Genomic DNA, 24259 nt, shown 5'->3' with positions numbered 1-24259 from the left:
TGACCCTTATGACCTACACCCTCGTGCTGCTGCGCCACGGCGAGAGCGAATGGAACGCCCTCAACCTGTTCACCGGCTGGGTGGATGTCCAACTCACCGACAAGGGCATCGCCGAGGGTAAGCGGGCCGGTGAACTGCTGAAAGAGGCAGGCATCCTGCCCGACGTCGTCTACACCTCGCTGCTGCGCCGCGCGATCAGCACCGCTGACAACGCGCTCGGCACCGCCGACCGGCACTGGATTCCGGTCGTGCGCGACTGGCGCCTCAACGAGCGTCACTACGGCGATCTGCAGGGCAAGAACAAGGAACAGGTCCGCGAGCAGTACGGCCAGGAGCAGTTCATGCTGTGGCGTCGCAGCTACGACACCCCGCCGCCGCCGATCCAGCCCGACAACGAGTACAGCCAGGAAGGCGACCCGCGCTACGCTGGCATCGAGGTCCCCAAGACCGAGTGCCTGCTCGACGTCGTCAAGCGGATGGTTCCGTACTGGGAAGACACCATCTCCAAAGAGCTGCTGACCGGCAAGACCGTGCTGGTCGCCGCGCACGGCAACTCGCTGCGCGCGCTGGTCAAGCACCTCGACGGCATCTCCGACGAGGACATCTCCGGGCTGAACATTCCCACCGGCATTCCGCTGGTCTACGAGCTGGACGAGAACATGCGTCCGGTGAAGGCCGCCGAGTACCTCGACCCGGCCGCCGCCGCGGCCGGCGCCGCCGCTGTCGCCAATCAGGGCGGCAAGTAACTCCGGCGCTTTCGGCCCCACACCTTTCGAAGGGTGTGGGGCCGTTGTGTTTTCGCGGCGATGTCACACCCGCGACGGCTGTGTCGTCACCTCGGTAGATACCGCGAAACGCGCGGCCGCCGAAGGAGTTACGCCATGAACACCGCCTACGTCATCGTCACTGTCGTCGCCGCACTGTGGGTGGGCTTCTCGGCGGTCTCACTGCTGCGCCGCGCACCCTTCGTGGTGGAGCCGCTGGTGGAATACGGCGTGCCGCGGACCTGGTGGACGCCGCTTGGTATCGCCAAGGCGCTCGGGTCGGTGGGGCTGCTGGTCGGCCCGTTCGTCCCGATGATCGGGTTTGCCGCAGCTGTGGGGCTGATCCTGTACTTCGCCGGTGCTGTGGTGACGGTGCTGCGCGCCCGTTCGTACAAGACCGTGGCGTTCCCGGTTCTGTACCTGGTGCCGGTCGCGGTCGCCCTGGGTCTCGGCATTGCCGCTCGAGCGAGTTGAGGAGCTCGCTCGCTCGCGCCGCACCGGGCCCTGGATTTGGATCGAGCAGACTGACCTGCCCTTCCACGCACGCACGATCGCACTGGTCCGCGCAGGTAAGCCCCGACACCGGCGGGATCGTGCACGCCGACCACGGAACCCAGTTCACATATTGTCTTCGGCGAGAAAATCCGCTCAGCGGGGCCTGCTGCCCTCGTTCGGCACCGTTGGCGATGGTCTCGATAACGCGATGATGGCCACCCTTCGACTGGGCCGCCCCGGATCGTCACCGCGCGTTCGGGTTGCAACATCATGCTGCCACGGCTGCCCCGCTTCCGGTTTCGACAGCGGGGTGCGATGTCCCACTCCCCCGCTGCGCCGATGGCTTCGGCGGCATGCATACAGCGCATAGGCCAAGCGAACGTGATCGCGTGCAGGTAGGCGACAGCTCGGCCGGTCACGGTCAGTAGCGCAGCGTAAAGGTGAACAGATATGGTCGATCGGCCGAACAGTTCCTTGTTCGTTTGTCTGAGGGGGGAGTGCGTCACGTGTTGCAGGTCGATATAAACGAATTGAGGAAGCTCGCCACCACGGTGACCTCGGTGGGGGAGGAGATCGACACGATCGATGTCCGAACCAACGGCGACAAGGTCGGTGAGTCGTTCCCCGGTGTCGAGATCGGGGCTGCGTGCGCGAAGGCAGGTGAGTACTCGGAGGGTGCGTGGTTGCGGATCGCCGAGCGGATGCGGAAGCTGGCGGGCATCGTCAATCAATGCGCCGATGACGTCCAGACCACCGACCAGCAATTCAAGAACCGACTCGAGGAAATGGATTTCTTCGCCACCGGGAGCGTCAGCTGATGGCGACACGCAAAGATGTCGAGGCGTGGAAACCGGAGAAGCTGTCGGAATGGGCTCAGGAGCTCGAAGACGATACCACTGCCTATGAAACCCAACTCGGTTCCACGCTGACTCATTTCCGGGAGACAACCTGGCAGGGCGCTGCGTATCTGGCCGCCTACGACCGCTTCTACGAGGAGAATGACCAGGGTCGCCGGCTGTCCACGGAAATTCGTGATATCGCTACGGTGCTCCGTAGCGCCGACTCGCGACTGGCCAGCGAGCGTGGTGTGCTGCTCGGCCGCGTCGCTGATGCGGAGCACGATGCAGAGTCGCCGGTCGGCATGACCGTCGACGACAGTTGGAAGGTGTCGGCTAAGCCGTACACCGAGTCCGATTTCACCGACGAGCAAAAACAGAAGGTCAAGGACGGGGTCGTCCACCATCAGGGTCTGATCGATACCGCGAAGTCGAGCCTGCTGGCCGCGGTGGCGCAAACGATCTCGACTCTCGACACCGCGTCGGACGAGGTACGCGTCCGCGGCAACCAGCTCGGCAACGGATTGGACGTGCCGACCGCGACGACGGTCGATGTCGCGGGGCTCGGCCGTCAGGACGGCGAGACCATCGCCGACGGCAAATTGTCGGACGAGGAGATCGCTCGGATCACCGCCCGCCTCAACCAGGCCGGACTAACCCCCGAACAACTCCAGGCACTGGCGGACGGCCAGGAAGTCACCGTCCCGCAGTCGACGATGGACTACCTGAGCAACCTCTATGACAAGGCCGGTCGCGACGGCCTGATCGACCTGGCGGACCGCCTCGTGGTGAACGGATCCCCGGAGTCCCTCGAACTTCGCTCGAGCCTCGCCGACGGGTTGCTCACCCTGTCCAACGAGGACGTCGTCACCCCCGCCAGCGCCGGCGCGATCCCCGAACGCGGCGGCTGGGACCAACTCCACCCCGAAATCCGCGAACTCATCGGCACCCGCCCGGGTTTCAACGACAGCCCCGACGGCAACACCTCCGATCTGCCTGACGACTACCGCTCGGGCTTTTTCGGGCCGAACATGGATCGGTGGGCCGGTGTCCAGGAATACACGAAGGATATGCGCGGTTTCGGGCAGTTCCTCGCGTCCTCCGACCAGGCCTACATTCCCGGCGAACGATTCGGTGTCGAGCTCGATCGCCAAGCCGCGAACCAGGCATGGATCGCCGACAACGGCGGATATCAGAACTACACCGGTGATCCCAATGAACCGGAGTGGCTGTCCCGCACAGAACACAGCGCCGCCGATCTGCTGTCCGTGGGCACCCGCAACAACGACGCCAGCTACGCGTTGTTGACAGGCAACGGCAGCGAAGAACTCTTCGGCAAGGACGTCCCCGGGCAAAGCTACGAGAAATACGACCCGCAGGTCGTCCAGGGAATCTTCCAGCACGACTGGGTCGACAACGGAACCGCCGCCGGCCAGATGATCAGCTGGATCGGCACCGAATCCCACGAAGTCGGCGCCGACGGCAAACTGACCACCGACGCACTCCAAGCCCGTGAGGCCCTCACCCACTTGCCCGATGTGTTCACTCCCCGCGAGGAGGTGGACGACCCCGACGACGACAAACCCGATCGCCATCGCTCGGGTGGGATCGAGGTGGAGGAGTTCAAAAAGATCGAGATGGGGTTCGTGAACAACCCCGAACTCGCCCGGGGGCTGTCGGTTGCCATGGGCTCGAACATCGAGGCATGGGATAACCACCTGGTCCCTAGAACGGCTTACCTGCCTGACCATGGGGAGGCGCAGATCGCTGTGACCGATGCGAACCGTCTGCTCTATTTGGCGAGCCAATCCGAGGGCGGCAGGTTAACGCTGGAGGTCGCGCGGTCAGCGTATGAATCAGAATTCTTGAACCGCGCATACACGCAAAACGAAGTACCGCCCAGTGAATATCTGGGGCGACATGTCAGCGAGCTTGCAACATTGGACGGCCGTATAACGAATGCAGCCGCCAATGCGCTAACATTTCAAGACCAGAACGCTGTCCAGCAACACAATGATTCCCAACAGGAAATATACGACAACAAAAAAGCAGCAGCGAAACTTGTCGACCAGGTCCTGATGGGAAGCGTCGATGTCGGATTGGATTACACGAAGGGCCTCACGCAGGACAGTTACGGCTTGGGTGCTGCCACTGGCGTCGAGGGCGGTAAGAAAGCCGCGGCGATGCTCGGCGAAGGCCTTGTCGAAGGCATGATTATGCAGTATGTCGATGATCCCGAGAAGATGACGGTCCAGTATCCCAACGGAACCGCAATGAATGCATCAGCCGTAAGTGGGTTTCAGCAGTCGATCCTGAACGCTGCGTTTGAACATGGAAAACTCGACACGGGTCTGATCGATTCGCAAACTGGCCGCCCTGTGGATCTGAGCGGTCCTCGTTCGGAGAATTCGCAGCATGAACTTGGTGCCTACATGGGATCGCAAGGATTGCAATCGATTATCGATAGCTACCAGACTACGCATGGAATGACAACGGCATTGGGTGCAGGACTGGGTGGCTCATCGCTCTCGGTAATCCGAACTGGAACAGAATAGGACGAGAACGCGATATCAATGAAACTCACACCTAAGGTGCTGGGTACAGCACTTATCCTCAATGCTGTGGTCCTGACTTCGTCATGCGTCACGACACCGGCGACGGAGCCTCCTGCGGCCCCCACTGCCACGTCGGCGTCTAGTTCGCCCTTTCCATTTCCGCCTGTGCAGTACACCTGGGATGCTGCTGCGCCGCTGAGCGTGCAGCAGCAGGCGGCGGCAGATACCGCCATTAAGAAGATTGATTTGGTAAGTAAATGGATCCCCATATCTGATCCGACTATCCCGTCCGAGATCCTCGCGATCGTCAGCCCTGGGAATAAGCCAGCTTTCTTGCCTGGGAAGGCGCTTGCTGAAACTGGTGGCAAACTCTATCGAGTAGTTGCGGTTAAGGAGATATCGTTAACTCAATGGGATTTCGATGTTTGCGTGTACGATACCCCGGGAGTGTACAGTATGGGCTCCGATGGTCAGCTGAAATTGAGTACGCCTCACATCGTCTACTCGGCTGGTACGCATACTGTGTCGATGACGACGGAGCCGAATGGTGCCGGGGAGATTTCGGATGCTCCCCGATTTCTGGTCGTTGATTCTCGGCAGATTGGCAATGATATGGCGCGTAAAACATGCGAACCATTCCTACCCGACCCGTACATTCAGCAGCCGCCTCAGCCTCTTTCGTCCGGAAAATAGGATATGTGGGTGGCTCGCCGAGGATGCCTTGCGTTGACACTCGGTGTCGGATGCATAGGTGGGGAGTTGGCTCGATGAGATTTATGTCCAAGGTGCTTGGTGTCGTACTTTGTCCCATTGCTGTGGTCATGACGCCGTCATGTGCTCCAGACCCCGCGACAGATTCTACGCAGGCGGCTCCTACCTCGTCCGTGACTAGTTCGCCTTTTCCGTTTCCGCCTCTGGAAACCATCTGGGATTCTGCTGTCCCGTTGAGTTCGCAACAGCAAGCGGCTGTAGAAGTCATCTTCCAGGAAATGGATTTGGTCCACGAATGGCGTCCCAAGTTTGATCCGACTATCCCACCTGAAATCCTCGCGATAGTCGGCCCCGAAAACAAACCTGTCTACTTGCCTGTGAAGACGCTGGCTGAAACTGGTGGTGAAACGTTTCGGGTAGTCGACGTTAGGGCGGTGTCGTCATCGCAATGGGAATTCGATATGTGCAGATATGATAGCCCGGGCGCTTATAGCATGGGACCCAATGGTCAGCTGCAATTAAGTGCGCCGCACATGGTCTACTCTGCTGCGACGCACACTGTGTCGTGGACAACGGAGCCGAATGGAGCAGGGGAGAGGTCGGATACTCCCCGATTCCTGGTGGTTGACGACGAGTCGATCATCAACGATATGGCGCGGCAAACCTGCGAACCATTCCGACCTGACCCGTACATCCAACAGCCACCCCAGCCCCTTTCTTCCGGGAAATAGGCCAGGCGATCCTTCGTGCGAATCGGCGGGCAGGTCGCGGCTTGGTCCCAGTTCGTGGTCTGCCGTGGAGGTATCGGGCCGAGCGGAGACCTGTCGGACGAACCCAACCGCGCGAATCCGGGGGATTCTCGGTTGTGCGGTGGGGCGCTACACTGCGTGCTGACGAGCGGACGTGGGGGAGGGCTCAATGGCTATCGGTGGGGATGCTGCGGCACAGCTGTGGAACGCGGCTTCGTCGGGGCAGTTGACGATGGAGCCGGATGCCGCGCGGGAGGTGGCTGGGGCGTATCTGCGGTTCGCGGCGACGTGTGATGGGTGGGTCAAGGATGCGGCTCACCTGCAGAGCATCCATGGGTTCGGGTCTCTGAACTCCGCTCTGCAGCTGCAGAAAGGATTCGCGGACAAGGCGGCGTCGGCTGTGCAAGTACTCGAACAGATGGCATCGGCGGCGCGGGGTATGGCTGATGGGTACCTTCAGGCTGCGGGAATCCTAGGCGAGGCTGATCAGCTCACTGCGTCGGCGTTGAGCTCGATCAGCGGACAGGCATGAGATGAAAACTGGAATATCCATCGCGAGTTGCCTTCTGGTCGCATTGGCAAGCGCGTCATGTAGTTCAACTCCCGGCGCTGCTAAGTCAGCTTCCCCGACATCGGAGGGTGTGACCGAGACCCAGACAGCACGCCCGACGCTGACCAATCCGAAGTTGCAGCCGCCGTCGCAGGACAACAAGTACACCCGGTCATCGGGCCGTCCGAAGGTGGTCTTCGACCCCTGCACGTGGATCGGTGCCGCCGATATCGAGTCCGTGGGTTTCCGTTCGGAGTCTCGGGAACGGGGGCCAGACCTTGTTGCCGAGTACACGTTCTTGACGTGCACCTTCGACAACCCAGGCAACACGCTGGCGCTTGGCCTGGATTCGGGGAACATCACGTGGGAAGAGAACCTGCAGAAGAACGGAAGCTGGCTGGAGTCGACGACAATCAATGGCCGCCGAGCGGGGTGGGGCAAGGGTGCGCCTGGAGCCACGGATGAATGCAACGTGCAGATGGAGACGAAGGTCGGCGTGGTACTGATGTGGATCCGAGTCCAAAGTCTCGGCAAGAACCAGAACCTCGACCCCTGCGCCAACATCATGGAAATCGCCTCGGCAGTAGAGAAATCCATCGGTAAGGAGAACTGACCATGGCGGACGGGGGAGGAACGCAAGTTCCGCTGACGGACATTCTGTCGACAACATTCGGGGTACCGCTCGTACCGACGGCCAACGGGAATCAGCAGCAGTCAGGTGCCGAGAAGCAGCAGAGCTCGCTCAGCCACGGGGGAACCGATCCGGCCTACATCCAGAGCGGGAGTTGGGAAGTCTTCGAGGGTCTTTCGCACGAGGACATCTACAACGCCGTGCAGCAGATGCAGCCGGGTGTGATGCAGCAGTTCGGCGACAAGTGGGTCGCGATGTTCACGGAGATCTCCGGTGCGGTAACCGGGTTGATGCTGCAGACGGGGCGCGCGTCGTCGAGCCTGGACGGTGCGTTCGCGTCGGCGGGAGAAGCCGCTGGGCGGCGGTTCATCACCGAGGCGACCGATGTGTACACAGTGCTGTCCGCGGTCGGGCATCGGGTGAAGGCCGCGGCCTATGGTGCGGAGGCGGTGAAAGTGGCTGTGCCGGCACCGGTCTCCTCGACCGAGGGGACGAACACGGGCACCTCGGTGCCGACGAGCCTGACGGAGCTCGCGGTTCCCGATGGGGCGGCGGCGATCGCGCGCGAGAAGGAGAGCCGGCGCCTGGAGGCGATCGCGGCGATGAACCTGACCTATAAGCCGACCTATGGTCCCGCGGGCGAGAATGTGCCGACCTTCGTCGCACCGACCCAGCCGGGCGATGACACCGGCACGGGCGGCGGCGGGTCGGACAACGGTGGCACCACCGGCGGCGGTGGAAACAACACCGACGCGGGGACTTCCGGCGACACCGCCGAGGAGACCACCCAGCCCGGCACGACGACCGAAGACGAGACAACGTCGGCCGGCACGGATACCGAGGACAGCAGCACCGACGATTCTCAGGGACAGGACGGTACCGACCCCGCGAGCACCACTCCTGCGTCGACGACTCCTGCCTCGACCGCGCCGGGCACCAACCCGTCCGGCGGCTCGCCGGGGTCAGGATCGCCAGGGTCCGGCTCGCCGGGGTCAGGATCGCCCGGTGGTGGTTCGAATCCGGGCGGCAACACGCCCGGCGCGGCCGCGCCTGTTGCTGGGCGCCCGCTCGCCGGTGCTGGTCAAAGCCTCACGGCTGGTGGTGTTTCCGGTGCGGCCTCGGCCGGGCGCGGAATGAGCCCGGGCATGATGGGTGCGCCGGGTGCGCGCGGCGGCGGCAAAGACGACGAGCAGGAACACCAGGCGCCCGACTATCTTCGCGGTGTTCAACCCGAGTTGCTCGGCGCGGAACAGCCCACGGTGCCCGAAGCGATCGGCGCGGACGCGCCCGCGACCCGGCCCGCGGACCAAACGGGTGGCACGGCCACGGGAGCGTTGTGAGCTGGACGTTCACCGCCGACGAGTTCGCGCACGTGTGGCAGGGGGAGACCGATGACGACCGGTACCCCTTCCCGCTCACGGTGTATTCGGCAGCCGCCACCCAGGACCGGTACGAGGAGCTCGCACAGGCCGCGGCGCAGCGCTGGCCCACCAACGCCGACCCGGACCTGACCGCAGTGCTGCGGCATGCGGCCAGACCCGAGACCGCGATGGCGGTGTTCGACGAGGCAGGTCCCCGGCTGCGGGCTTACGGCGCGCGGTCCGGCGAGCGCGGCGTCGTGATCCGCCAGTACGACGACAACAGTGTCGAGGTGTTCTCGGGTGCCGGGCGAATGGTGGCACGGGCTTTCGCCACCTTCCTCGGCGAGCAGCCCGCCGGACGCGCGGGACATCTCGTCGAGGACGTCGACCGGCTGGCCGCGCACTTCGAATCCTGGCAGCGCCCAGCCGATTCCGTCGCCGCCGGCATGCACCGGCTCACCGCGGCCGAACGCGCCGCCTACGGTCGCATCGAGGTCAGGGTCGGTTTGCATGCCGAACGACCGACGCCGGCGCGATATCTGACTTGGCTCGATGTGACGGACGACGGACGCTATCTCACCTACCAACGGTACCGGGATCTGCACATCGAACCAGCGGACAAGCAACGTCTGATCGATGCGATCGAGGCTATCGCGATCGCCGGTTCGCCCGACGACTGAGTCCGATCACCCCGCCGCGTCCGGGATTCCCGTCCACTAGGCCGGCCTCCGGGAATGGCCGCAGTGCACGGTCTTCGGCGAGAGAGGCCACCGCTCGGCGTGCTCAGGCGTCCGCGACCGCGAAGGCCGCCGACAGCGGGGGCAGCATCGCGCGGGCGTCGAGGCCTCCGAACCATAGACCGACGGTGAAGACCGAGGCGGCCTCCAGGTATCTGGCTCGGCGCAAGCCGCCCGCGGGGAACGGTTGCAGCGCAAGGTCTTCGGCTAGACGAGCCACCGTCTGTACGGCCGTGGCGTCGTCGCCACAGATCGGGACGGCCAGGCGCACACCGTCGAAGACGCGGTCGGCGCCTGCCCAGACCTCGGCGGCGAGCAGGTTGAAGGCCTTGACCACGTGGGCTTTCGGCGCTGCCACAGCGATTCGTTCGGCGACCGCGTCCTCGCTCAGAACAAACGCGGTGACGCCGTCGGGTGCCGACTCGTCCGGCAGGAACGCGTTGGTGCAGTCGATGACGATCTTTCCGGCCAGCTCGGCGCCGTGCGCGGTGAGCAGTTCGGTGAGTGCGCTCACGGGCACCGCGAACAGCACCGCCTCGGCGAAGGCGATCGTCGCGCTGATCGTCGCAGGTCGCACGTCGACCGGAGATCCGCTCGTCCGGTCGGCATCAGGTCCACCGATCGCATTGATCTCGGACGCGAGTGCCTGCGCCGAGTCGGCCGAGCGGGCGCCGATCCGCACCTCGTGACCCGCCGCGGCCCAGCCGCCGCCCAACGCGGCCGCCATCGCGCCCGCACCGATGATTCCGATTCGCATGAGAACTCCTGTGATTGCAGGTGCCGAGCCCGTTGGCATCGACCACACCGACGCTAGAAAGGCCGAAAGGCACCTGCGGGTGCCTTTCGGCGGTGGCACGCTGGTACCCATGACCACCGCCGAATCGGTGCAGTTCCCGCCCTACGGTGCCTACGAGGCCGACTGTCCCGCGCGGATGGCGGTGGATCTGTTCGCGAATTCGTGGCTGCCGGTGGTGGTGTACCTGCTGCGCGATGGTCCGCAACGTCACAGCGAACTGCTCGCGGGCGCGGGCGGGATCAGCCAGAAGATGTTGACCCAGACGTTGCGGCGGATGGAGCGGATGACGCTCGTACGCAGGCGGCGGTATGCCGAGGCGCCGCCGCGGGTCGAATACGAACTCACCGAAGCGGGCCGCGATCTGCTCGTTCCCATTTATGCGCTCGGCGCATGGGTCGACCGGCACGGCTCCGCTGTGACCGCCGCCATGTACGGCGAGCCCCCCGGCTGACACGCCCGGCGACGGCCAGAGTGCCTGCCGGGTGAACGGCAAGAGAACGCCATGCCAAGTGCCTGTGACCTGCGCGAAACTTCGTCGACCCGCCGACGTTATGTCGGTCCGCACTCGTACGATCAATCTTGTGAGTGTTCCGCAGGCAGTGCTGTTGGCAGTCCTCGCGGCTGTCGTCGGACTGGCAGTCGGGGGCCTGCTGATCCCGTTCGTCAATGCCAGGCAAGCCGCCCGCACCCAGGAAGACACCGGGCTGACGATGTCGCAGGTGCTCGACCTGATCGTGCTCGCGTCCGAGTCCGGCATCGCCGTTGTCGACGAATACCGCGACGTGGTGCTGGTGAATCCGCGTGCCGAGGAACTCGGACTCGTCCGCAACCGGTTGCTCGACGAACGGGCGTGGGCCGCCGTGGAGAAGGTCCTCGCGACCGGCGAATCCGCCGAGTACGACCTCACCGCCAAGAACCCGCTACCCGGCCGCGGCCGGATCGCCGTGCGTGGCGTGGCCCGCAAACTCTCCCGCGAGGAAACCAGCTTCGTCGTGCTGTTCGCCGACGACGATTCCGAGCAGGCCCGCATGGAAGCCACGCGGCGCGATTTCGTGGCGAACGTCAGCCACGAACTCAAGACGCCGGTCGGCGCGATGAGCCTGCTGGCCGAGGCCATGCTGGAATCGGCCGACGATCCCGAGGCCGTGCGCCACTTCGGCTCGCGCGTGCTCGGCGAATCGCGGCGCCTCGGCAAAATGGTGACCGAGCTGATCGCGCTGTCGCGATTGCAGGGCGCCGAGAAACTGCCCGATCTGGCCGTGGTCGACGTCGACACGGTGGTTCAGCAGGCGGTCGACCGCTCGCGCACCGCCGCCGAGGCCGCGGGCATCACCGTCAGCACCGACCGGCCGAGCGGGCTGGAAGTGCTCGGTGACGAAACGTTGCTGGTGACCGCGCTGTCGAATCTGGTGGAGAATGCGATCGCGTATTCACCACAGGGTTCGCACGTGTCGGTGAGCCGGTCGCTGCGCGGCGATCATGTCGCGATGGCGGTCACCGATCGAGGGATCGGAATCGCCAAGGAAGACCAGGAACGGGTGTTCGAGCGGTTCTTCCGCTCCGACAAGGCCCGATCCCGGTCGACCGGCGGCACCGGGCTCGGCCTGGCCATCGTGAAACACGTGGCGGCCAATCACAACGGCGAGATCACCCTGTGGAGCAAACTGGGCACCGGTTCGACGTTCACGCTGCGCATCCCCGCCCATCTGGAAGCCGATGGGGACGAGGACGCGGAACAGACGCCGGAGTCCACCACGAGAGAAACCACCGTCCCGCGCACTCTCGCGGGACGAACGAACGGTGTGGAGGCACGCAGATGACGAGTGTGTTGATCGTCGAAGACGAGGATTCGCTGGCCGAGCCGCTGGCGTTCCTGCTTCGCAAGGAAGGCTTCGACGTCACTGTCGTCGGCGACGGCCCGTCCGCGCTGGCCGAATTCGACCGCTCCGGCGCCGATATCGTGCTGCTGGACCTGATGCTGCCCGGGATGAGCGGCACCGACGTGTGCAAGCAGTTGCGTACGCGCAGCGGCGTGCCGGTGATCATGGTGACGGCGCGCGACAGCGAGATCGACAAGGTCGTCGGGCTGGAACTCGGCGCCGACGACTACGTCACCAAGCCGTACTCGGCCCGCGAGCTGATCGCGCGGATCCGGGCTGTGCTGCGCCGCGGCGCCGGTGACGAGCTCGACTCCGGCAGCGAGAACGGCGTCCTCGAGGCGGGCCCGGTGCGGATGGACGTGGACCGCCACACCGTGCACGTCAACGGTGGCCAGGTCACCCTGCCGCTCAAGGAGTTCGACCTGCTCGAATACCTGCTCCGCAACTCCGGCCGCGTACTGACCCGCGGCCAGCTGATCGACCGCGTCTGGGGCGCCGACTACGTAGGCGACACGAAGACCCTCGACGTCCACGTCAAGCGCCTGCGCTCGAAGATCGAAGCAGACCCGGCCAAGCCGGAACACCTGGTGACCGTGCGAGGCCTCGGCTACAAGCTCGAAGCCTGACACCAGCCCCACAACGAAAGATCCCGCCGGCGCACCGGCGGGATCTTTTCGTTCATAGACGGAATGCCTGATTTAGCAAGAACATGGGTAACTCACCGGGCACGAGCCAACTCGGGCAACAACGTCACCGCCAGCCGCGTACCCGGCCCCCCCCGCACCTAGATCTGGCCTAGAGTCGCGGAGAGGCGGAGAGGGGCTTGCTTACAGCACGCTCCAGGCGGTGCCGATGGGGGTTTCGATCTTCTTCAGGGAGACCACTTCCACGCCGTCGAACTGCTTGCAGTCGTAGATCGGCACATCGGTGCCGTTGCCGCGGCAGCCGATCGGGGAGGAGGTGCCCATCGTGGAGATGATGATGTATTTGCCGTTCTTGGCGGCGTCCATCGCGGCCGGGTCGGTGTAGTTCACGAAGTCGGCCGTGAAGTCCGCGTACGCGGCCGGATCACCGTTCGGTTCGGCGTTGGCCAGGCCGGTCATGGAGAGGGTCGCGCCGATCGCGAGGGTCGCTGCGTAGATCGCTTTCTTGGACATGAACAGCTATCCAACCCGAGTTCGGTGACAGATGCACGACCTACAGGTGAACCAAGTGGTCACGAGGCTTTCACTCCGAGTGATTCGCTCCGTGAGATTCGGGGTTCATCCGCTCGGCTTCGACGGTGGCCGGATGCACGGCGACCAGGCTCAGACCCTCGCGCCGGCGGCAGTGCCGGGCGAGTTCGTCGTAGGCGGGCGCACCGAGCAGCTCACGCAGTTCCGGGCCGTAGGACTGCCAGACCGGCTTCGCGCCGACGTGGGCGTCGGGGGAGCCGGTGCAATACCAATCCAGATCCAGGCCGCCGGGCCCCCAGCCGCGCCGGTCGTATTCGGTGACGACGGTGCGCAGAATCTGGACGCCATCCGGGCGATCCACCCAGTCCTGGGTCCGCCGGATCGGCAGTTGCCAGCACACGTCCGGCTTCACTTCGAGAGGTTCGATGCCCTTGCGCACCGCCATGATGTGCAGCGCGCAGCCGGGACCCGCGGCGAACCCCGGTCGGTTGAGGAAGATGCAGGCGCCCTCGAAGCGGCGGGTGCGCAGGGCCGGTTCGTCCTCGAGTTCGTCTAGTTCGAGGTAACCCTTCTTGACGACCTTGCCGTTGTCGGTGGCCTCGTCCATGTTCTGCCAGTCGTCGGATGTGAGCATCTTCACAGCCGATGACAGGCGCTTGCGATCGTCCTTGTCGGACAGGAAAGCGCCGTGTGAGCAACACCCGTCGTCGGGGCGGTCGGCGATGATGCCTTGGCAGGCAGGCGTGCCGAACACGCACGTCCAGCGCGACAGCAGCCACGTCAGATCGGCGACGATCTGGTGCTCGTCGTTTGCTGGGTCGGTGAACTCGATCCACTCGCGTGGGAAATCGAGGTCGACCTCCGGGGCCGGATTGATCTTATTCCCAGGTCGGAGCCCGGTCTCCGCGGTGCCAGCTGCGCCTTCGGTCACAACTCGTGACGCTAACAGTTCAGTCGCCTGGCCTGTCGTACCGGATCACCAAGTACCGTATTCGTGTGCGGCTTGGTGTTCTCGATGTCGGAAGCAATACCGTCCACCTGCTCGTGGTGGACGCGCATCGTGGTGGACACCCGATGCCGATGAGTTCGTCGAAGTCGGCGTTGCGGCTGTCGGAGAGCATGGATTCGATGGGCCGGATCACCGAGGAGGGTGAGGCGCGGCTGATCGCGACCATCCTCGAATTCGCTGATCTGGCACGCAATTCCAAGTGCGTCGAGCTGATGCCCTTCGCCACGTCGGCGCTGCGTGAGGCGACCAACTCCGACGAAGTGCTCGCGCGGGTGCGGGCCATGACCGGAGTCGATCTCGAGGTGCTCTCCGGCGACGACGAGGCCAGGCTGACGTTTCTCGCGGTGCGCCGCTGGTTCGGCTGGAGCGCGGGCCGGATCATCAACCTCGACATCGGCGGCGGCTCGCTCGAGCTGTCCAACGGCGGCGACGAGGAACCCGATGTGGCGCTGTCGCTGCAACTCGGTGCGGGCAGGCTCACCAGGGAGTGGCTGCGCGACGATCCGCCGGGCAAGCGCAAGATCGCGGTCCTGCGCGACTGGCTCGACGCCGAACTCGTCGTGCCGTCCAAGACGATGATCGACGCGGGCCGACCCGATCTGGCCGTCGGCACCTCGAAGACATTCCGTTCGCTGGCCCGGCTGACCGGCGCCGCACCCTCGGCCGCGGGCCCACGGGTGCGCCGTACACTGACCAGCTCCGGTCTGCGCCAGCTGATCGCGTTCATCTCCCGGATGACCGCCTCGGATCGCGCGGAGCTGGAAGGCGTGAGTTCGGACCGGTCCCAGCAATTGGTGGCCGGCGCATTGGTCGCGGAGGCGAGTATGCGGGCGTTATCGCTCGACAGCATCGAAATCTGCCCATGGGCGCTGCGCGAAGGCCTCATCTTGCGCAAACTGGACTCCGAGCCCAATGGCGGTGGGCCGGTCGGTGTGCCGCCGGTGACACCAGTCGCGGAAGTGGAGACGGCATGAGCGGTCAGCGCCCGGAGGCGGTAGCGAAGCGTGGCCACGGAGGGCGCCCGAGCATGCCGGAGAGAAGCAGCATGAGCGGTCAGCGCCCGGAGGCGGTAACTTGCGTGACTGTGTCGAAGGCGGTGGCTCGCGTCAGTTCGCGGGGCAGTAGAGCGTGCCGGAGGGACGCAGTATGAGTGGCGAGGATTCCAAGCAGCTATCGGTGGCCGAGCTGCTGGCGCGTAACGCCGCGCAGGGGGCCGCGCCCGCGGCCTCCGGTGGCGGTGGCCGGCGGCGGCGCAGTGGACGCGGGCTCTCGGTCAACGATCTGACCGGTGAGAACGCGGCCGTGAAGCCGAATTCGCATGCCGCGCCCGCGCCGGAACCGCCGCCCGCCTATGTACCCCCGCCGAGCTACGCGCCTGAGCCCGCGCCTTACGAACCACCCGCGAGTTACCAGCCCGCGCCTTATCCGCCGCCCGGCCCGGCTGAACCGGCGTTCTCGCCGATGTCGGGTCCGATCACCCGATTCGATCCCGACGCAGGGTATTCCGCGCCCGATCCGCTCGGTCTCGCCGAGCCGCGACCGTCGTCCGATCCGTTCGGGCCGTTCCGTGCCGAGGCACGCGATACCGCCGCGCGCGGTGGGCGTGGTCCTGGTCGGCTCGGCGTTCCCGGCGGTCCCGCGCAGCCGGTCGATCCCGGTATCGCCGAGATGTTCGGCTCCGGTGCGCTCCCCGCTGTCGGCGGGGGCAGGCGGCATCGGCCGGATGAGCCCGAGGCCGCGCCCTATGCCGAGCCGCCGAAGCCGCCGGTGACCGGTGGGCGGGCGGCGCGCAGGCGGGCCGCCGAAGCCGCGGAAGAGGCAGCCGAGCCGAGCCCGGCGCCGGGCCGCCCCGCGTTCGACGCGCCCCTGTACGAGGCGGGCATCGACGCGCCGCAGGCTTTCATGGGTCGGCCGGGGCAGTCGCGCGGATTGGACGATCTGCCCGAGATCGGTCCCGGTTTCGGCAGTCAGTCCGGATCGGGCTTCGACCCTCGGCCCGCGCCGGGCTTCAACGGCCGACCGGGTGAGTCTTTCGACGGCAGGCCCGCAGCAGGCTTCAACGGGCGGCCTGGTGAGTCTTTCGACGGGCAGCCTGTCGACGGGCGGAAGGGCCCCGAGACCGCGCGAGGTTTCAACGGAGCGGGTCGTAACGGCGCGCCAGGATTCAACGCGCCAAGTCGTGACGAGGTCGCGCCGGGGGTGAACGGGCAGCCCGCGCCAGGGTTCAACGGGTATCCGGCGAATGCCGAGGCGACGCAGGCCTACAACCTCGCGCCGGGCGTGGATGCCCCGCCTGCGCGCGGTGCGGATCAGCGCCCCTCGCTGGATCGCAGGCGGGGTGAGCCGAAGTCCGGTGGGTTGCCGTCGTGGTCGGCGCGCAGGCATCGGCCGGACAAGTCCGCGCCCGCACCGGAGAGCGGTGGTTTCCCGACCGCCGCGTGGTCGCCGGTCAGCCAGGAGCAGCCGCTGGTGTCCGGGCAGTCGGTGGCCGGGGATCTGCTGCGGCAGCGGGCTGATCGCGGTCCGGACGCCGACGCGCACACCGAGATCGTGTATCGCGACGACCACGCCGCCGACGAGGACACCGACGACTACGCCGAGTCCGATTACGTCGACCGCGATTACGTCGACAACGACTACTCCGACGCCGACTACGCCGAATCCGATTACGACGACGCGGCTTTCGACGACGACTACGACGACGAGTACGAACCGAAGCCGACCAGGGCGAGCAGGCGCGCCGCGACCAAGGCCGCCGCGTCGAAGCTGACCAGCCGGGCCAGGTCGAAGGTGTCGCGCCGGGCGGAGTCGAAGGCCGCGAGCATCGCCGAGTCGCGGGCCGCGAGCCGGCTGTCGGGTAATCGGGCGGGCGGGTCGGTAGCGAGCCGCGCCGCACGCGTGTCGAGCATGGCGCGCGGCGGTGGCGACAACGACAACCGCCGCCAGTGGCTGATCCTCGGCGCGCAGAGCGCGGGTGCGGCAGTCGCCGGAATGTTGCTGTTCAAGGGTTTCGAGACGTTGTGGGAGTCGATGGCGTTGGTGGCGCTGGCGCTGGCGACGGTCGTGATCCTCGGTCTGGTGGCGCTGGTGCGGATCCTGCGCCGCACCGACGACATCTACAGCACTGTGATCGCCGTCGTCGTAGGCGTCTTCGTGACGCTGGGACCGCTAGCCTTTCTCCTCAGTACCAGCTGAATACAGGGAGTGGGCTGTGGGGAACGCACGAGCGGACATCGCGATCGGGCTGTCGACGGCCTCGGTGTATCCGGAGAACACCCAGGCGGCGTTCCGCTACGCCGCCGAATTGGGTTACGACGGTGTGGAATTGATGGTCTGGGCCGAGCCTGCCAGCCAGGACATCGCGACCGTGCAGTCCTACGCCAAGCGTTACGGCGTGCCGGTGCTCGCCGTGCACGCGCCGTGTCTGCTGATCTCGCAGCGGGTCTGGGGCGCCGACCCGGTGGCCAAGCTCGAACGCAGCGTGCGCACCGCGGAGGCGCTCGGCGCCGACACCGTGGTGGTGCACCCGCCGTTTCGCTGGCAGCGCCGCTACGCCAGGGGTTTCGCCGATCAGGTCGGTGAGCTCGAGGCCCATCACCCGGTGAAAGTGGCTGTGGAGAACATGTTCCCGATGCGCGCGGACACCCTGTTCCGCGACGGTGCGGTGCGCAGGCTGGAACGGCGCGCGGGCCCCGGACGTGCGGTGAGCGCGTTCAGCCCCTCCTACGATCCGACCGATACCGGCTTCGACCACTACACCCTCGACCTCTCGCACACCGCCACCGCGGGCGCCGACGCGCTCGAGCTGGCCCGCCGGATGGGCGAGGGCCTGGTCCACCTGCACCTGGCCGACGGTCGCGGCGCCGCCCACGACGAACACCTGGTCCCCGGCGACGGCACCCAGCCCTGCGCCCAACTGTGTGAACACCTGGTACACACCGGTTTCCGCGGCCACGCGGTCGCCGAGATCAACACCCAGAACGCGCGAACCACCGCCGAACGCTCCGCGCAACTGGCGCGCACTCTCGAATTCGCACGCCGTCACCTCACCGGCGCAACCCCGGATCCCAGGCCGCACCACGCCGACCTCCCATGACCGGCACGGCAGGCAACCGACCTCGGCCGGAATCCCCGTTCGTCGTCACCGATGTGCACAGCCCGGGCTGGGTGACTCCGATACCCCAGCGCGGAATACTTGCGTCACCAACCAGCTTGTACGCTGTACGAATTGCTGTGCCCCTCGACCAGGAGTGACGATGACGCGAGAACTCGCGACCGACGCGCCGTTCAGTCAGGTCCTCGACCTGACCGAGCTCACCACCACCGATGCCGAGACCGGCCGCTACGCCGGCATCATCGACCCCACCTGGACCATCGGCCCCAAGGTGCACGGCGGCACCATGGTCGCGGCCACGGCCGCCGCGGCGACTCGCTGGCTCACCGAGGCCGACGAATCGCTCGCCCGGATGGCGCCCATCGCGGCCAGCACCGACTTTCTCGGCGCCCCCGATCCCGGTGAGGTCGAGTACGCGGTGCACATCCGTAAGAAGGGCCGCCAGATCTGCCTGGCCGACGTCGACCTGATCCAGAACGGTCGCACCCTCGTCCGCACCGCGTTCACCTTCGGCCACCTCGATTCCGCGGAGACGCGCTGGAGCGGACCCGGCACCGACATGGCCGCGGAGCCGACCGACCAGGCGTTCCAGTACACCCCCGATTCGCCGATGGGCAAGATCGTGCACGTCAGCCAGGGTGCCCACATGGTGATCGACCCCACATGGGGCGAATTCCTGCGCGGCGAGACCGGCCCGCCCCGGCTGCGGCTGTGGATCCGCCCGTTCGACGGTGACGAATCCGACCCGAGGGCACGTGCCGCCTTCGCGATGATGGCCGCCGACATCAGCCCGCCGGTGCCGATGAACCTCGGCCACTTCGGCTGGTCGCCGACGGTCCAGATGACCACCTACCTGCGTCGCATCCCCGCGCCCGGCTGGCTGCGCGTCATCGCGACCGCCCGCGAGGTCGGTGAGCGGATGTTCGACGAGGACCACCTGGTCATCGACTCGACCGGTGCCGTCGTCGCCCAGAGTCGCCAACTGGCCTTGATCCCGGCGGCGCGCTGAGCAGCCCCACCCCACTAACCTTGTTCGCATGACGAGAATTGCGGTGGTCGGTGGCGGTCGGATCGGTGAGGCGCTGGTGGCCGGATTGCTGGAATCCGGCCGGGCGACGAAGGATTTGGTCATCGTCGAGCCGCTCGCCCCGCGGGCCGCGCAGCTGGCCGAGCGGTTCAAGGTGCGGGTGAGCGGATCTGTCAGCGACGCGGTGGTCGGTGCCGACATCGTGGTCATCGCGGTCAAGCCCAGTGTGGTCGACTCGGTCCTCACCGACCTGTCCAAGGCCGACCTGGACAGCAGCGGCGACCAAGTGCTGGTCTCCCTGGCCGCCGGGGTTTCCACCGCGCGGCTCGAGGCGAAGCTACCTGCGGGTTTCGCCGTCGTACGCGTCATGCCGAACACGCCGATGCTGGTCGGGCAGGGTATGTGCGTGCAGTCGCCCGGTCGCTACGCCAAGGCCGAACAGCTGGAGCAGGTCGGCGAGATGCTCGAAGCCGTCGGCAAGGTGGTGACGGTGCCCGAATCGCAGATGGACGCGGTCACCGCGGTGTCGGGTTCGGGGCCCGCGTACTTCTTCCTCGTCGTCGAGGCGATGGTCGACGCCGCGGTCGGCCTCGGTCTGGCCCGGGATGTGGCAGGCGAACTGGTCGTGCAGACCATGATCGGATCGGCGGCCATGCTCGACGAAACCGGGCAGAGCCCGGCCGATCTGCGGGCCGCGGTCACCTCGCCCGGCGGCACCACCGCGGCGGCACTGCGCGAACTCGAACGTGGCGCGCTGCGCTCGACTTTCACCGAAGCGCTCCACGCGGCCAAGCAGCGCTCCGCCGAACAGGGCGCAACGAACGAGTGACGATCGGGTACCCGGTTTGAAAACCGATTTCTCACACCCGTCGCAGTAATCCCACTGGTCCCGCTAAGCTCGTAGAAGCACGTGCGTGTCTGTTCCGCTGGTGGGGAAGCCGGCGGCGCGGGCGTGCCGGAGGTCAATGGTGCCATGATGTCTGCGAACAGAATGTCAAGTAATCCATCGGCGTCGGGCGGTGGTTCGGGTTCGCCCGGGCCACGGGTCGGCGCCACCCCACAAACGGTGATCGGCGGTGGCACGCAGTTCCTCACCGTCGCCGAAGTCGCCGATCTCATGCGGGTGTCGAAAATGACGGTGTACCGGCTCGTGCACTCGGGTGAACTGCCCGCGGTGCGCGTCGGACGCTCGTTCCGAGTGCACGCGAAGGCGGTGCACGACTACCTGGAGACGTCGTACTTCGACGCCGGATGAGGTAGTTCGGCCAGGTACAAGGGCGGTTTCGTCGCCGCGACGGTGTCCCGGTAGCATGGACAATCGGTTCGTGTCCGCCTGCCGGTGGCACCGTTCGTGGTGTCCGGTTGCCCCGGCGGCGCGGACGCCAGACGACGCACGTGACCAACGCGTGTGTATGCCGAGTAGAGAGAACGCGAGGAAACCCTATGGGTTCTGTGATCAAGAAGCGCCGCAAGCGTATGTCGAAGAAGAAGCACCGCAAGCTGCTTCGCCGCACGCGTGTTCAGCGGCGCAAACTCGGCAAGTAAGCCTGCGTGCCTGCGAAGGGCCCGTCACCTTTTCGAAGGTGACGGGCCCTTGCTGTGAAATGCCCCAGTTTGTGAATCTCGCTGTGCACGAACGGGTCGCCAGTGTTAAAAGCTTGTAGATCGTGACGGCGAGTGGCGCGAATGCGGCTACTCTGGTACGCGAAACACGACGAGCAGGGGGCTTTGAGTGGGGTCAGGTTCGAGTTCCGACACACGGGAACGACACACGCCGAGGGTTGTGCTGGTCACTGGTGCCAGCCGCTTCTTCGGTGGCAATGTCGCGGCGCGTCTAGCGGCCGAACCCGGCGTCGAACGTGTCATCGCGGTGGACACCGTGACCCCGAGCCGTGAGCTCCGCCGCAAAATGGGTAGTGCCGAGTTCGTGCGCGCCGATATCAGGAATCCGCTGATCCGCAAGGTCGTCGAAGGCAACGACGTCGATACTGTCGTGCACGCGGCCGTGCTCACCCGCCCGCCGGCCGGTGGCGGTCGCGCGGTGATGAAGGACCTCAATGTCCTCGGCACCATGCAATTGCTCGCCGTGTGTCACAAGGCGCCGTCGGTGCGGCGCGTGGTCGTGCGGTCGTCGTCGGCGGTGTACGGCTGCAGCGCCAAGGATCCGGCGAAATTCACCGAGGAAATGGGCGCGCGCACACCGCCCGCGGGCTGGTTCGCGCGCGACATGATCGATATCGAGGCGCTGGTCCGTGGAATGGCGCGGCGCAGGCCCGATATCTCGGCGTCGATTCTGCGTTTCGCGCCGATCGTCGGTCCACGTCTGGCCGATCGGGGCGTGCAATATCTGCGTTCGCCGGTCACCCCGACCGTTCTCGGTCGCGAAGCCAGACTGCAATTGCTGCACGAGGAGGATGCCGTCGCGGTGCTCGTACACGCGGCGCAGCGTGCGCACGGTGGCACGGTCAATATCGCCGGTGACGGCGCGCTGGCCATGTCGCAGGCGATCCGCCGAGCCGGGCGCATCGTTGCCCCGGTGCCGTTCTTTGTCTTCCGCACGGTCGGCCGCTCGCTGATGGGCCCGATCATGCGCGGATTCAGTGGCGAACAACCCGACTATTTCTATTTCGGCTGCGGGCTCGACACCACCCGTATGCGAACCGAACTCGGTTTCACCCCACGCTGGACCACGGTCCAGGCATTCGATGACTTCATCGCGGGCGCAGCGTTGCGGCCCGTCTTCGATCCGGCTTGGATCGACGCCGCGGAACACAAACTGCTCGGCCTCATAAGGGCCGGTTCAGGAGCGCATACATGAACGAGGGAGCGAAAGTCATTCGTCTCGACGTGAATGTCGAGACCCGACAGCGACCGCAGACCCGGCGATGGCCGGATCAGCCGACGCAGGCGATGCCGGTCACCTCCCTCAGCGAGCGTCGGCCGGGAATGCCTGCGCGGCCGCCGAAATCGCTTACCGACATCGTGCGCGATGCCGTCGGCGAGCAGATCGAACGGACCGCGGAATTCGCGCGCCGTCGGCTCACCGGGGACTACCAGATCGACGAGTTCGGCTACGACCGGCACCTGCTCGAATCGGTCATCCTGCCCGCGCTGCGACCGCTGTCGGACTACTGGTTCCGCGTCGAGGTGACGGGTATCGAGAACATTCCCGCCGTCGGTGGCGCGCTGCTGGTCGCCAATCACGCGGGCACCGTGCCGATCGACGGGCTGATGCTGCAACTGGCCGTGCACGACAAGCATCCGCAGCACCGGGCGCTGCGGCTGCTCGCCGCCGACCTCATCTTCGAGATGCCGCTGCTGGGTGCGCTGGCCCGTAAGGCCGGGCACACGCTGGCCTGCCATCCCGATGCCGAACGGTTGCTGCGCGCCGGGCACATCGCCGGCGTGTTCCCCGAAGGATTCAAGGGCGTCGGCAAGAACTACGCCGACCGGTACAAGCTGCAGCGGTTCGGGCGCGGTGGGTTCGTGTCGGCCGCGGTGCGGGCCGGGGTGCCGATCATTCCGGTGTCGATCGTCGGCTCCGAGGAGATCTATCCGAAGCTGGCCGATATCAAGCCGCTCGCACGGCTGCTCGGGCTGCCGTACTTCCCGGTGACACCGCTGTTCCCGCATCTGGGGCTGTTGGGTGCGGTGCCGATGCCGTCGAAGTGGTACATCGAGTTCGGTGAGCCGATCGCGACCACGGCGTTCGAGCCGGAGGAGGCCGATGACCCGATGACGATGTTCGAGGTCACCGACCAGGTCCGCGAGACCATCCAGCAGACCCTGTACAAGCTGCTGGCCAAGCGCCGGAACGTGGTGCTCGGTTAGTTAGTGCTCGCGGTGGCGGGCCACGACGGCCGCCACCGCACCGCCTGCCGCACCCAGTGCCAGGGCCGTGGGGACGCCGATCTTGGCCGCCTTGCGGCCGGTGCGGAAGTCGCGGATTTCCCAGCCTCGGTTTTTCGCGACTTCGCGAAGGTCGGAGTCGGGGTTGATGGCGACCGCTGTGCCGACCAGCGACAGCATGGGGACGTCGTTGTGGCTGTCGGAGTAGGCAGTGCAGCGCTTGAGATTGAGGCCTTCGCGCACGGCCAGCGTGCGCACGGCGTGCGCCTTGCCGAGGCCGTGCAGGATGTCGCCGACCAGGCGACCGGTGAACTTGCCGTCGACACTCTCGGCGACCGTGCCAAGGGCGCCGGTCAGGCCGAGGCGTTTGGCGATCACATTGGCCAGCTCGACCGGAGTGGCCGTGACCAGCCAGACCTGCTGGCCGGCGTCGAGATGCATCTGGGCGAGTGCGCGGGTGCCGGGCCAGATCTTGTCGGCGATGATCTCGTCGTAGATCTCCTCGCCGAGCGCGGCGAGTTCGGCGGTGGGGCGGCCCGCGATGAAGCTGAGCGCCTTCTCCCGGCCGGAGACCATGTCCGACGAGTTCTCCTTGCCGGTGACCCGGAACTTCACCTGCTTCCAGGCGACGTCGACCAGGTCGGAGGTCTTGAAGTACTTGCGCGCGGCAAGGCCTCGGGCGAAGTGGACGATCGAGGCACCCTGCACGAGAGTGTTGTCGACATCGAAGAACGCCGCGGCGGTGAGGTCGCGAGGAACCTCGGGGCCCGCGTCGGTGCCCTGTTCGGCGAGCTCGGCGTCGTGCAGCTCGAGCGCGGCGTCGGCGCTGGCCTCACCGGCCAGGTTGGCGCGCAGCTCTTCTTCACTCGGCCCGAACGGGCTGCGTGGCAGCCGTGCGAACTGTTCCTGCAGTTCCTGACCGAGGCGGCTGGGCTGCCACCGCGCAGGGAACTCCCCGAATCGCCCTGCGACGAATCCGGCCCTAGTCACCTTCGAACGTTCCGGCACCAGTACCCTCCG

24 protein-coding genes and 2 pseudogenes are annotated in these 24259 nt (G+C 66.1%); 22 read left to right on the top strand and 4 right to left on the bottom strand.

Annotated features, from left to right (window positions below):
* Positions 1 to 8: 8 nt before the first annotated feature.
* The 10 genes and pseudogenes from ACWZHB_RS25495 to ACWZHB_RS25450 all read left to right on the top strand — a co-directional run bounded on the left by ACWZHB_RS25495 (position 9) and on the right by ACWZHB_RS25450 (position 9332).
* Complete coding sequence (locus ACWZHB_RS25495) at positions 9 to 746, top strand: phosphoglyceromutase (protein ID WP_427904320.1); 738 nt, start codon at positions 9 to 11, stop codon at positions 744 to 746.
* A 135-nt stretch (positions 747 to 881) separates the two neighbouring features.
* Positions 882 to 1238, top strand: a complete 357-nt coding sequence (locus ACWZHB_RS25490) for a DoxX family protein (protein WP_427904319.1) — start codon at positions 882 to 884, stop codon at positions 1236 to 1238.
* Between the two features lie 101 nt (positions 1239 to 1339).
* Positions 1340 to 1473: pseudogene (locus ACWZHB_RS25485) on the top strand (IS3-like element ISAar24 family transposase); the annotation flags it as partial.
* Between the two features lie 283 nt (positions 1474 to 1756).
* Positions 1757 to 2077, top strand: a complete 321-nt coding sequence (locus tag ACWZHB_RS25480) for a hypothetical protein (protein WP_427904318.1) — start codon at positions 1757 to 1759, stop codon at positions 2075 to 2077.
* Positions 2077 to 4650, top strand: coding sequence for a TPR repeat region-containing protein (locus ACWZHB_RS25475; RefSeq protein WP_427904317.1), 2574 nt, complete (start codon positions 2077 to 2079; stop codon positions 4648 to 4650). The genes ACWZHB_RS25480 and ACWZHB_RS25475 overlap by 1 nt, the downstream gene beginning before the upstream one ends.
* Positions 4651 to 4815: 165 nt before the next feature.
* Positions 4816 to 5343, top strand: coding sequence for a hypothetical protein (locus ACWZHB_RS25470; RefSeq protein WP_427904316.1), 528 nt, complete (start codon positions 4816 to 4818; stop codon positions 5341 to 5343).
* A gap of 936 nt (positions 5344 to 6279) precedes the next feature.
* Positions 6280 to 6642 carry a hypothetical protein gene (locus ACWZHB_RS25465; RefSeq protein WP_427904315.1) on the top strand — a complete coding sequence of 121 codons (363 nt, stop codon included), beginning with the start codon at positions 6280 to 6282 and terminating at the stop codon, positions 6640 to 6642.
* Position 6643: 1 nt separating this feature from the next.
* Positions 6644 to 7273: a DUF3558 domain-containing protein gene (locus tag ACWZHB_RS25460; RefSeq protein ID WP_427904314.1), complete on the top strand. Its 630-nt coding sequence runs from the start codon at positions 6644 to 6646 to the stop codon at positions 7271 to 7273.
* Positions 7274 to 7275: 2 nt separating this feature from the next.
* Positions 7276 to 8631 carry a hypothetical protein gene (locus tag ACWZHB_RS25455; RefSeq protein WP_427904313.1) on the top strand — a complete coding sequence of 452 codons (1356 nt, stop codon included), beginning with the start codon at positions 7276 to 7278 and terminating at the stop codon, positions 8629 to 8631.
* Positions 8628 to 9332, top strand: coding sequence for a hypothetical protein (locus tag ACWZHB_RS25450; RefSeq protein ID WP_427904312.1), 705 nt, complete (start codon positions 8628 to 8630; stop codon positions 9330 to 9332). Before ACWZHB_RS25455 ends, ACWZHB_RS25450 begins: the two co-directional genes overlap by 4 nt.
* A gap of 103 nt (positions 9333 to 9435) precedes the next feature.
* Here the strand turns inward: ACWZHB_RS25450 and ACWZHB_RS25445 are convergent, their stop codons facing one another.
* Positions 9436 to 10146, bottom strand: a complete 711-nt coding sequence (locus ACWZHB_RS25445) for an NADPH-dependent F420 reductase (RefSeq protein ID WP_427904311.1) — start codon at positions 10144 to 10146, stop codon at positions 9436 to 9438.
* 109 nt (positions 10147 to 10255) lie between these two features.
* Between ACWZHB_RS25445 and ACWZHB_RS25440 the strand changes: the two genes are divergently transcribed.
* The 3 genes from ACWZHB_RS25440 to ACWZHB_RS25430 all read left to right on the top strand — a co-directional run bounded on the left by ACWZHB_RS25440 (position 10256) and on the right by ACWZHB_RS25430 (position 12691).
* Positions 10256 to 10636, top strand: a complete 381-nt coding sequence (locus ACWZHB_RS25440; RefSeq protein ID WP_427904310.1) for a winged helix-turn-helix transcriptional regulator — start codon at positions 10256 to 10258, stop codon at positions 10634 to 10636.
* A gap of 130 nt (positions 10637 to 10766) precedes the next feature.
* Positions 10767 to 12005 (top strand): sensor histidine kinase, encoded by a 1239-nt coding sequence (locus ACWZHB_RS25435; protein ID WP_427904309.1) that lies wholly within the window; start codon positions 10767 to 10769, stop codon positions 12003 to 12005.
* Positions 12002 to 12691, top strand: coding sequence for a response regulator transcription factor (locus tag ACWZHB_RS25430; protein WP_056814516.1), 690 nt, complete (start codon positions 12002 to 12004; stop codon positions 12689 to 12691). Before ACWZHB_RS25435 ends, ACWZHB_RS25430 begins: the two co-directional genes overlap by 4 nt.
* Positions 12692 to 12892: 201 nt before the next feature.
* Here ACWZHB_RS25430 and ACWZHB_RS25425 read toward each other — a convergent pair whose 3' ends face one another.
* Together ACWZHB_RS25425 and ACWZHB_RS25420 are read right to left on the bottom strand one after the other, a co-directional pair.
* Positions 12893 to 13222 carry a hypothetical protein gene (locus tag ACWZHB_RS25425; protein ID WP_427904308.1) on the bottom strand — a complete coding sequence of 110 codons (330 nt, stop codon included), beginning with the start codon at positions 13220 to 13222 and terminating at the stop codon, positions 12893 to 12895.
* Positions 13223 to 13292: 70 nt separating this feature from the next.
* Complete coding sequence (locus ACWZHB_RS25420; RefSeq protein ID WP_427909292.1) at positions 13293 to 14117, bottom strand: hypothetical protein; 825 nt, start codon at positions 14115 to 14117, stop codon at positions 13293 to 13295.
* A 119-nt stretch (positions 14118 to 14236) separates the two neighbouring features.
* On the opposite strand from ACWZHB_RS25420, the gene ACWZHB_RS25415 reads away from it, so the two are divergent.
* From ACWZHB_RS25415 to ACWZHB_RS25375, 9 genes and pseudogenes are all read left to right on the top strand, one after another.
* Entirely contained in the window at positions 14237 to 15223 is a 987-nt protein-coding gene (locus ACWZHB_RS25415) for a Ppx/GppA phosphatase family protein (RefSeq protein ID WP_427904307.1), read from the top strand.
* A 2002-nt stretch (positions 15224 to 17225) separates the two neighbouring features.
* Positions 17226 to 17444 (top strand): annotated as a pseudogene (locus ACWZHB_RS25410) (hypothetical protein); the annotation flags it as partial.
* Between the two features lie 16 nt (positions 17445 to 17460).
* Positions 17461 to 18345 carry a sugar phosphate isomerase/epimerase family protein gene (locus ACWZHB_RS25405; protein ID WP_427904306.1) on the top strand — a complete coding sequence of 295 codons (885 nt, stop codon included), beginning with the start codon at positions 17461 to 17463 and terminating at the stop codon, positions 18343 to 18345.
* Positions 18346 to 18505: 160 nt separating this feature from the next.
* Positions 18506 to 19372, top strand: a complete 867-nt coding sequence (locus tag ACWZHB_RS25400; RefSeq protein WP_427904305.1) for a thioesterase family protein — start codon at positions 18506 to 18508, stop codon at positions 19370 to 19372.
* Positions 19373 to 19400: 28 nt separating this feature from the next.
* Positions 19401 to 20219: a pyrroline-5-carboxylate reductase gene (gene proC, locus ACWZHB_RS25395; protein ID WP_427904304.1), complete on the top strand. Its 819-nt coding sequence runs from the start codon at positions 19401 to 19403 to the stop codon at positions 20217 to 20219.
* Positions 20220 to 20363: 144 nt separating this feature from the next.
* Positions 20364 to 20645, top strand: coding sequence for a helix-turn-helix domain-containing protein (locus tag ACWZHB_RS25390; RefSeq protein WP_378902047.1), 282 nt, complete (start codon positions 20364 to 20366; stop codon positions 20643 to 20645).
* 188 nt (positions 20646 to 20833) lie between these two features.
* Positions 20834 to 20935: a 30S ribosomal protein bS22 gene (locus ACWZHB_RS25385; RefSeq protein WP_003402602.1), complete on the top strand. Its 102-nt coding sequence runs from the start codon at positions 20834 to 20836 to the stop codon at positions 20933 to 20935.
* 238 nt (positions 20936 to 21173) lie between these two features.
* Positions 21174 to 22208 (top strand): NAD-dependent epimerase/dehydratase family protein, encoded by a 1035-nt coding sequence (locus tag ACWZHB_RS25380; protein ID WP_427904303.1) that lies wholly within the window; start codon positions 21174 to 21176, stop codon positions 22206 to 22208.
* Positions 22205 to 23221 (top strand): lysophospholipid acyltransferase family protein, encoded by a 1017-nt coding sequence (locus ACWZHB_RS25375; RefSeq protein WP_427904302.1) that lies wholly within the window; start codon positions 22205 to 22207, stop codon positions 23219 to 23221. Before ACWZHB_RS25380 ends, ACWZHB_RS25375 begins: the two co-directional genes overlap by 4 nt.
* On the opposite strand, the gene ACWZHB_RS25370 is transcribed toward ACWZHB_RS25375, so the two are convergent.
* Positions 23222 to 24247, bottom strand: coding sequence for an HAD family hydrolase (locus ACWZHB_RS25370; protein ID WP_427904301.1), 1026 nt, complete (start codon positions 24245 to 24247; stop codon positions 23222 to 23224).
* Positions 24248 to 24259 lie beyond the last annotated feature (12 nt).

This window comes from Nocardia sp. FBN12 (assembly GCF_054031145.1).
The sequence above is the reverse complement of the archived record's forward strand: the minus strand, read 5'-3'. Positions and strand labels throughout refer to the sequence as shown.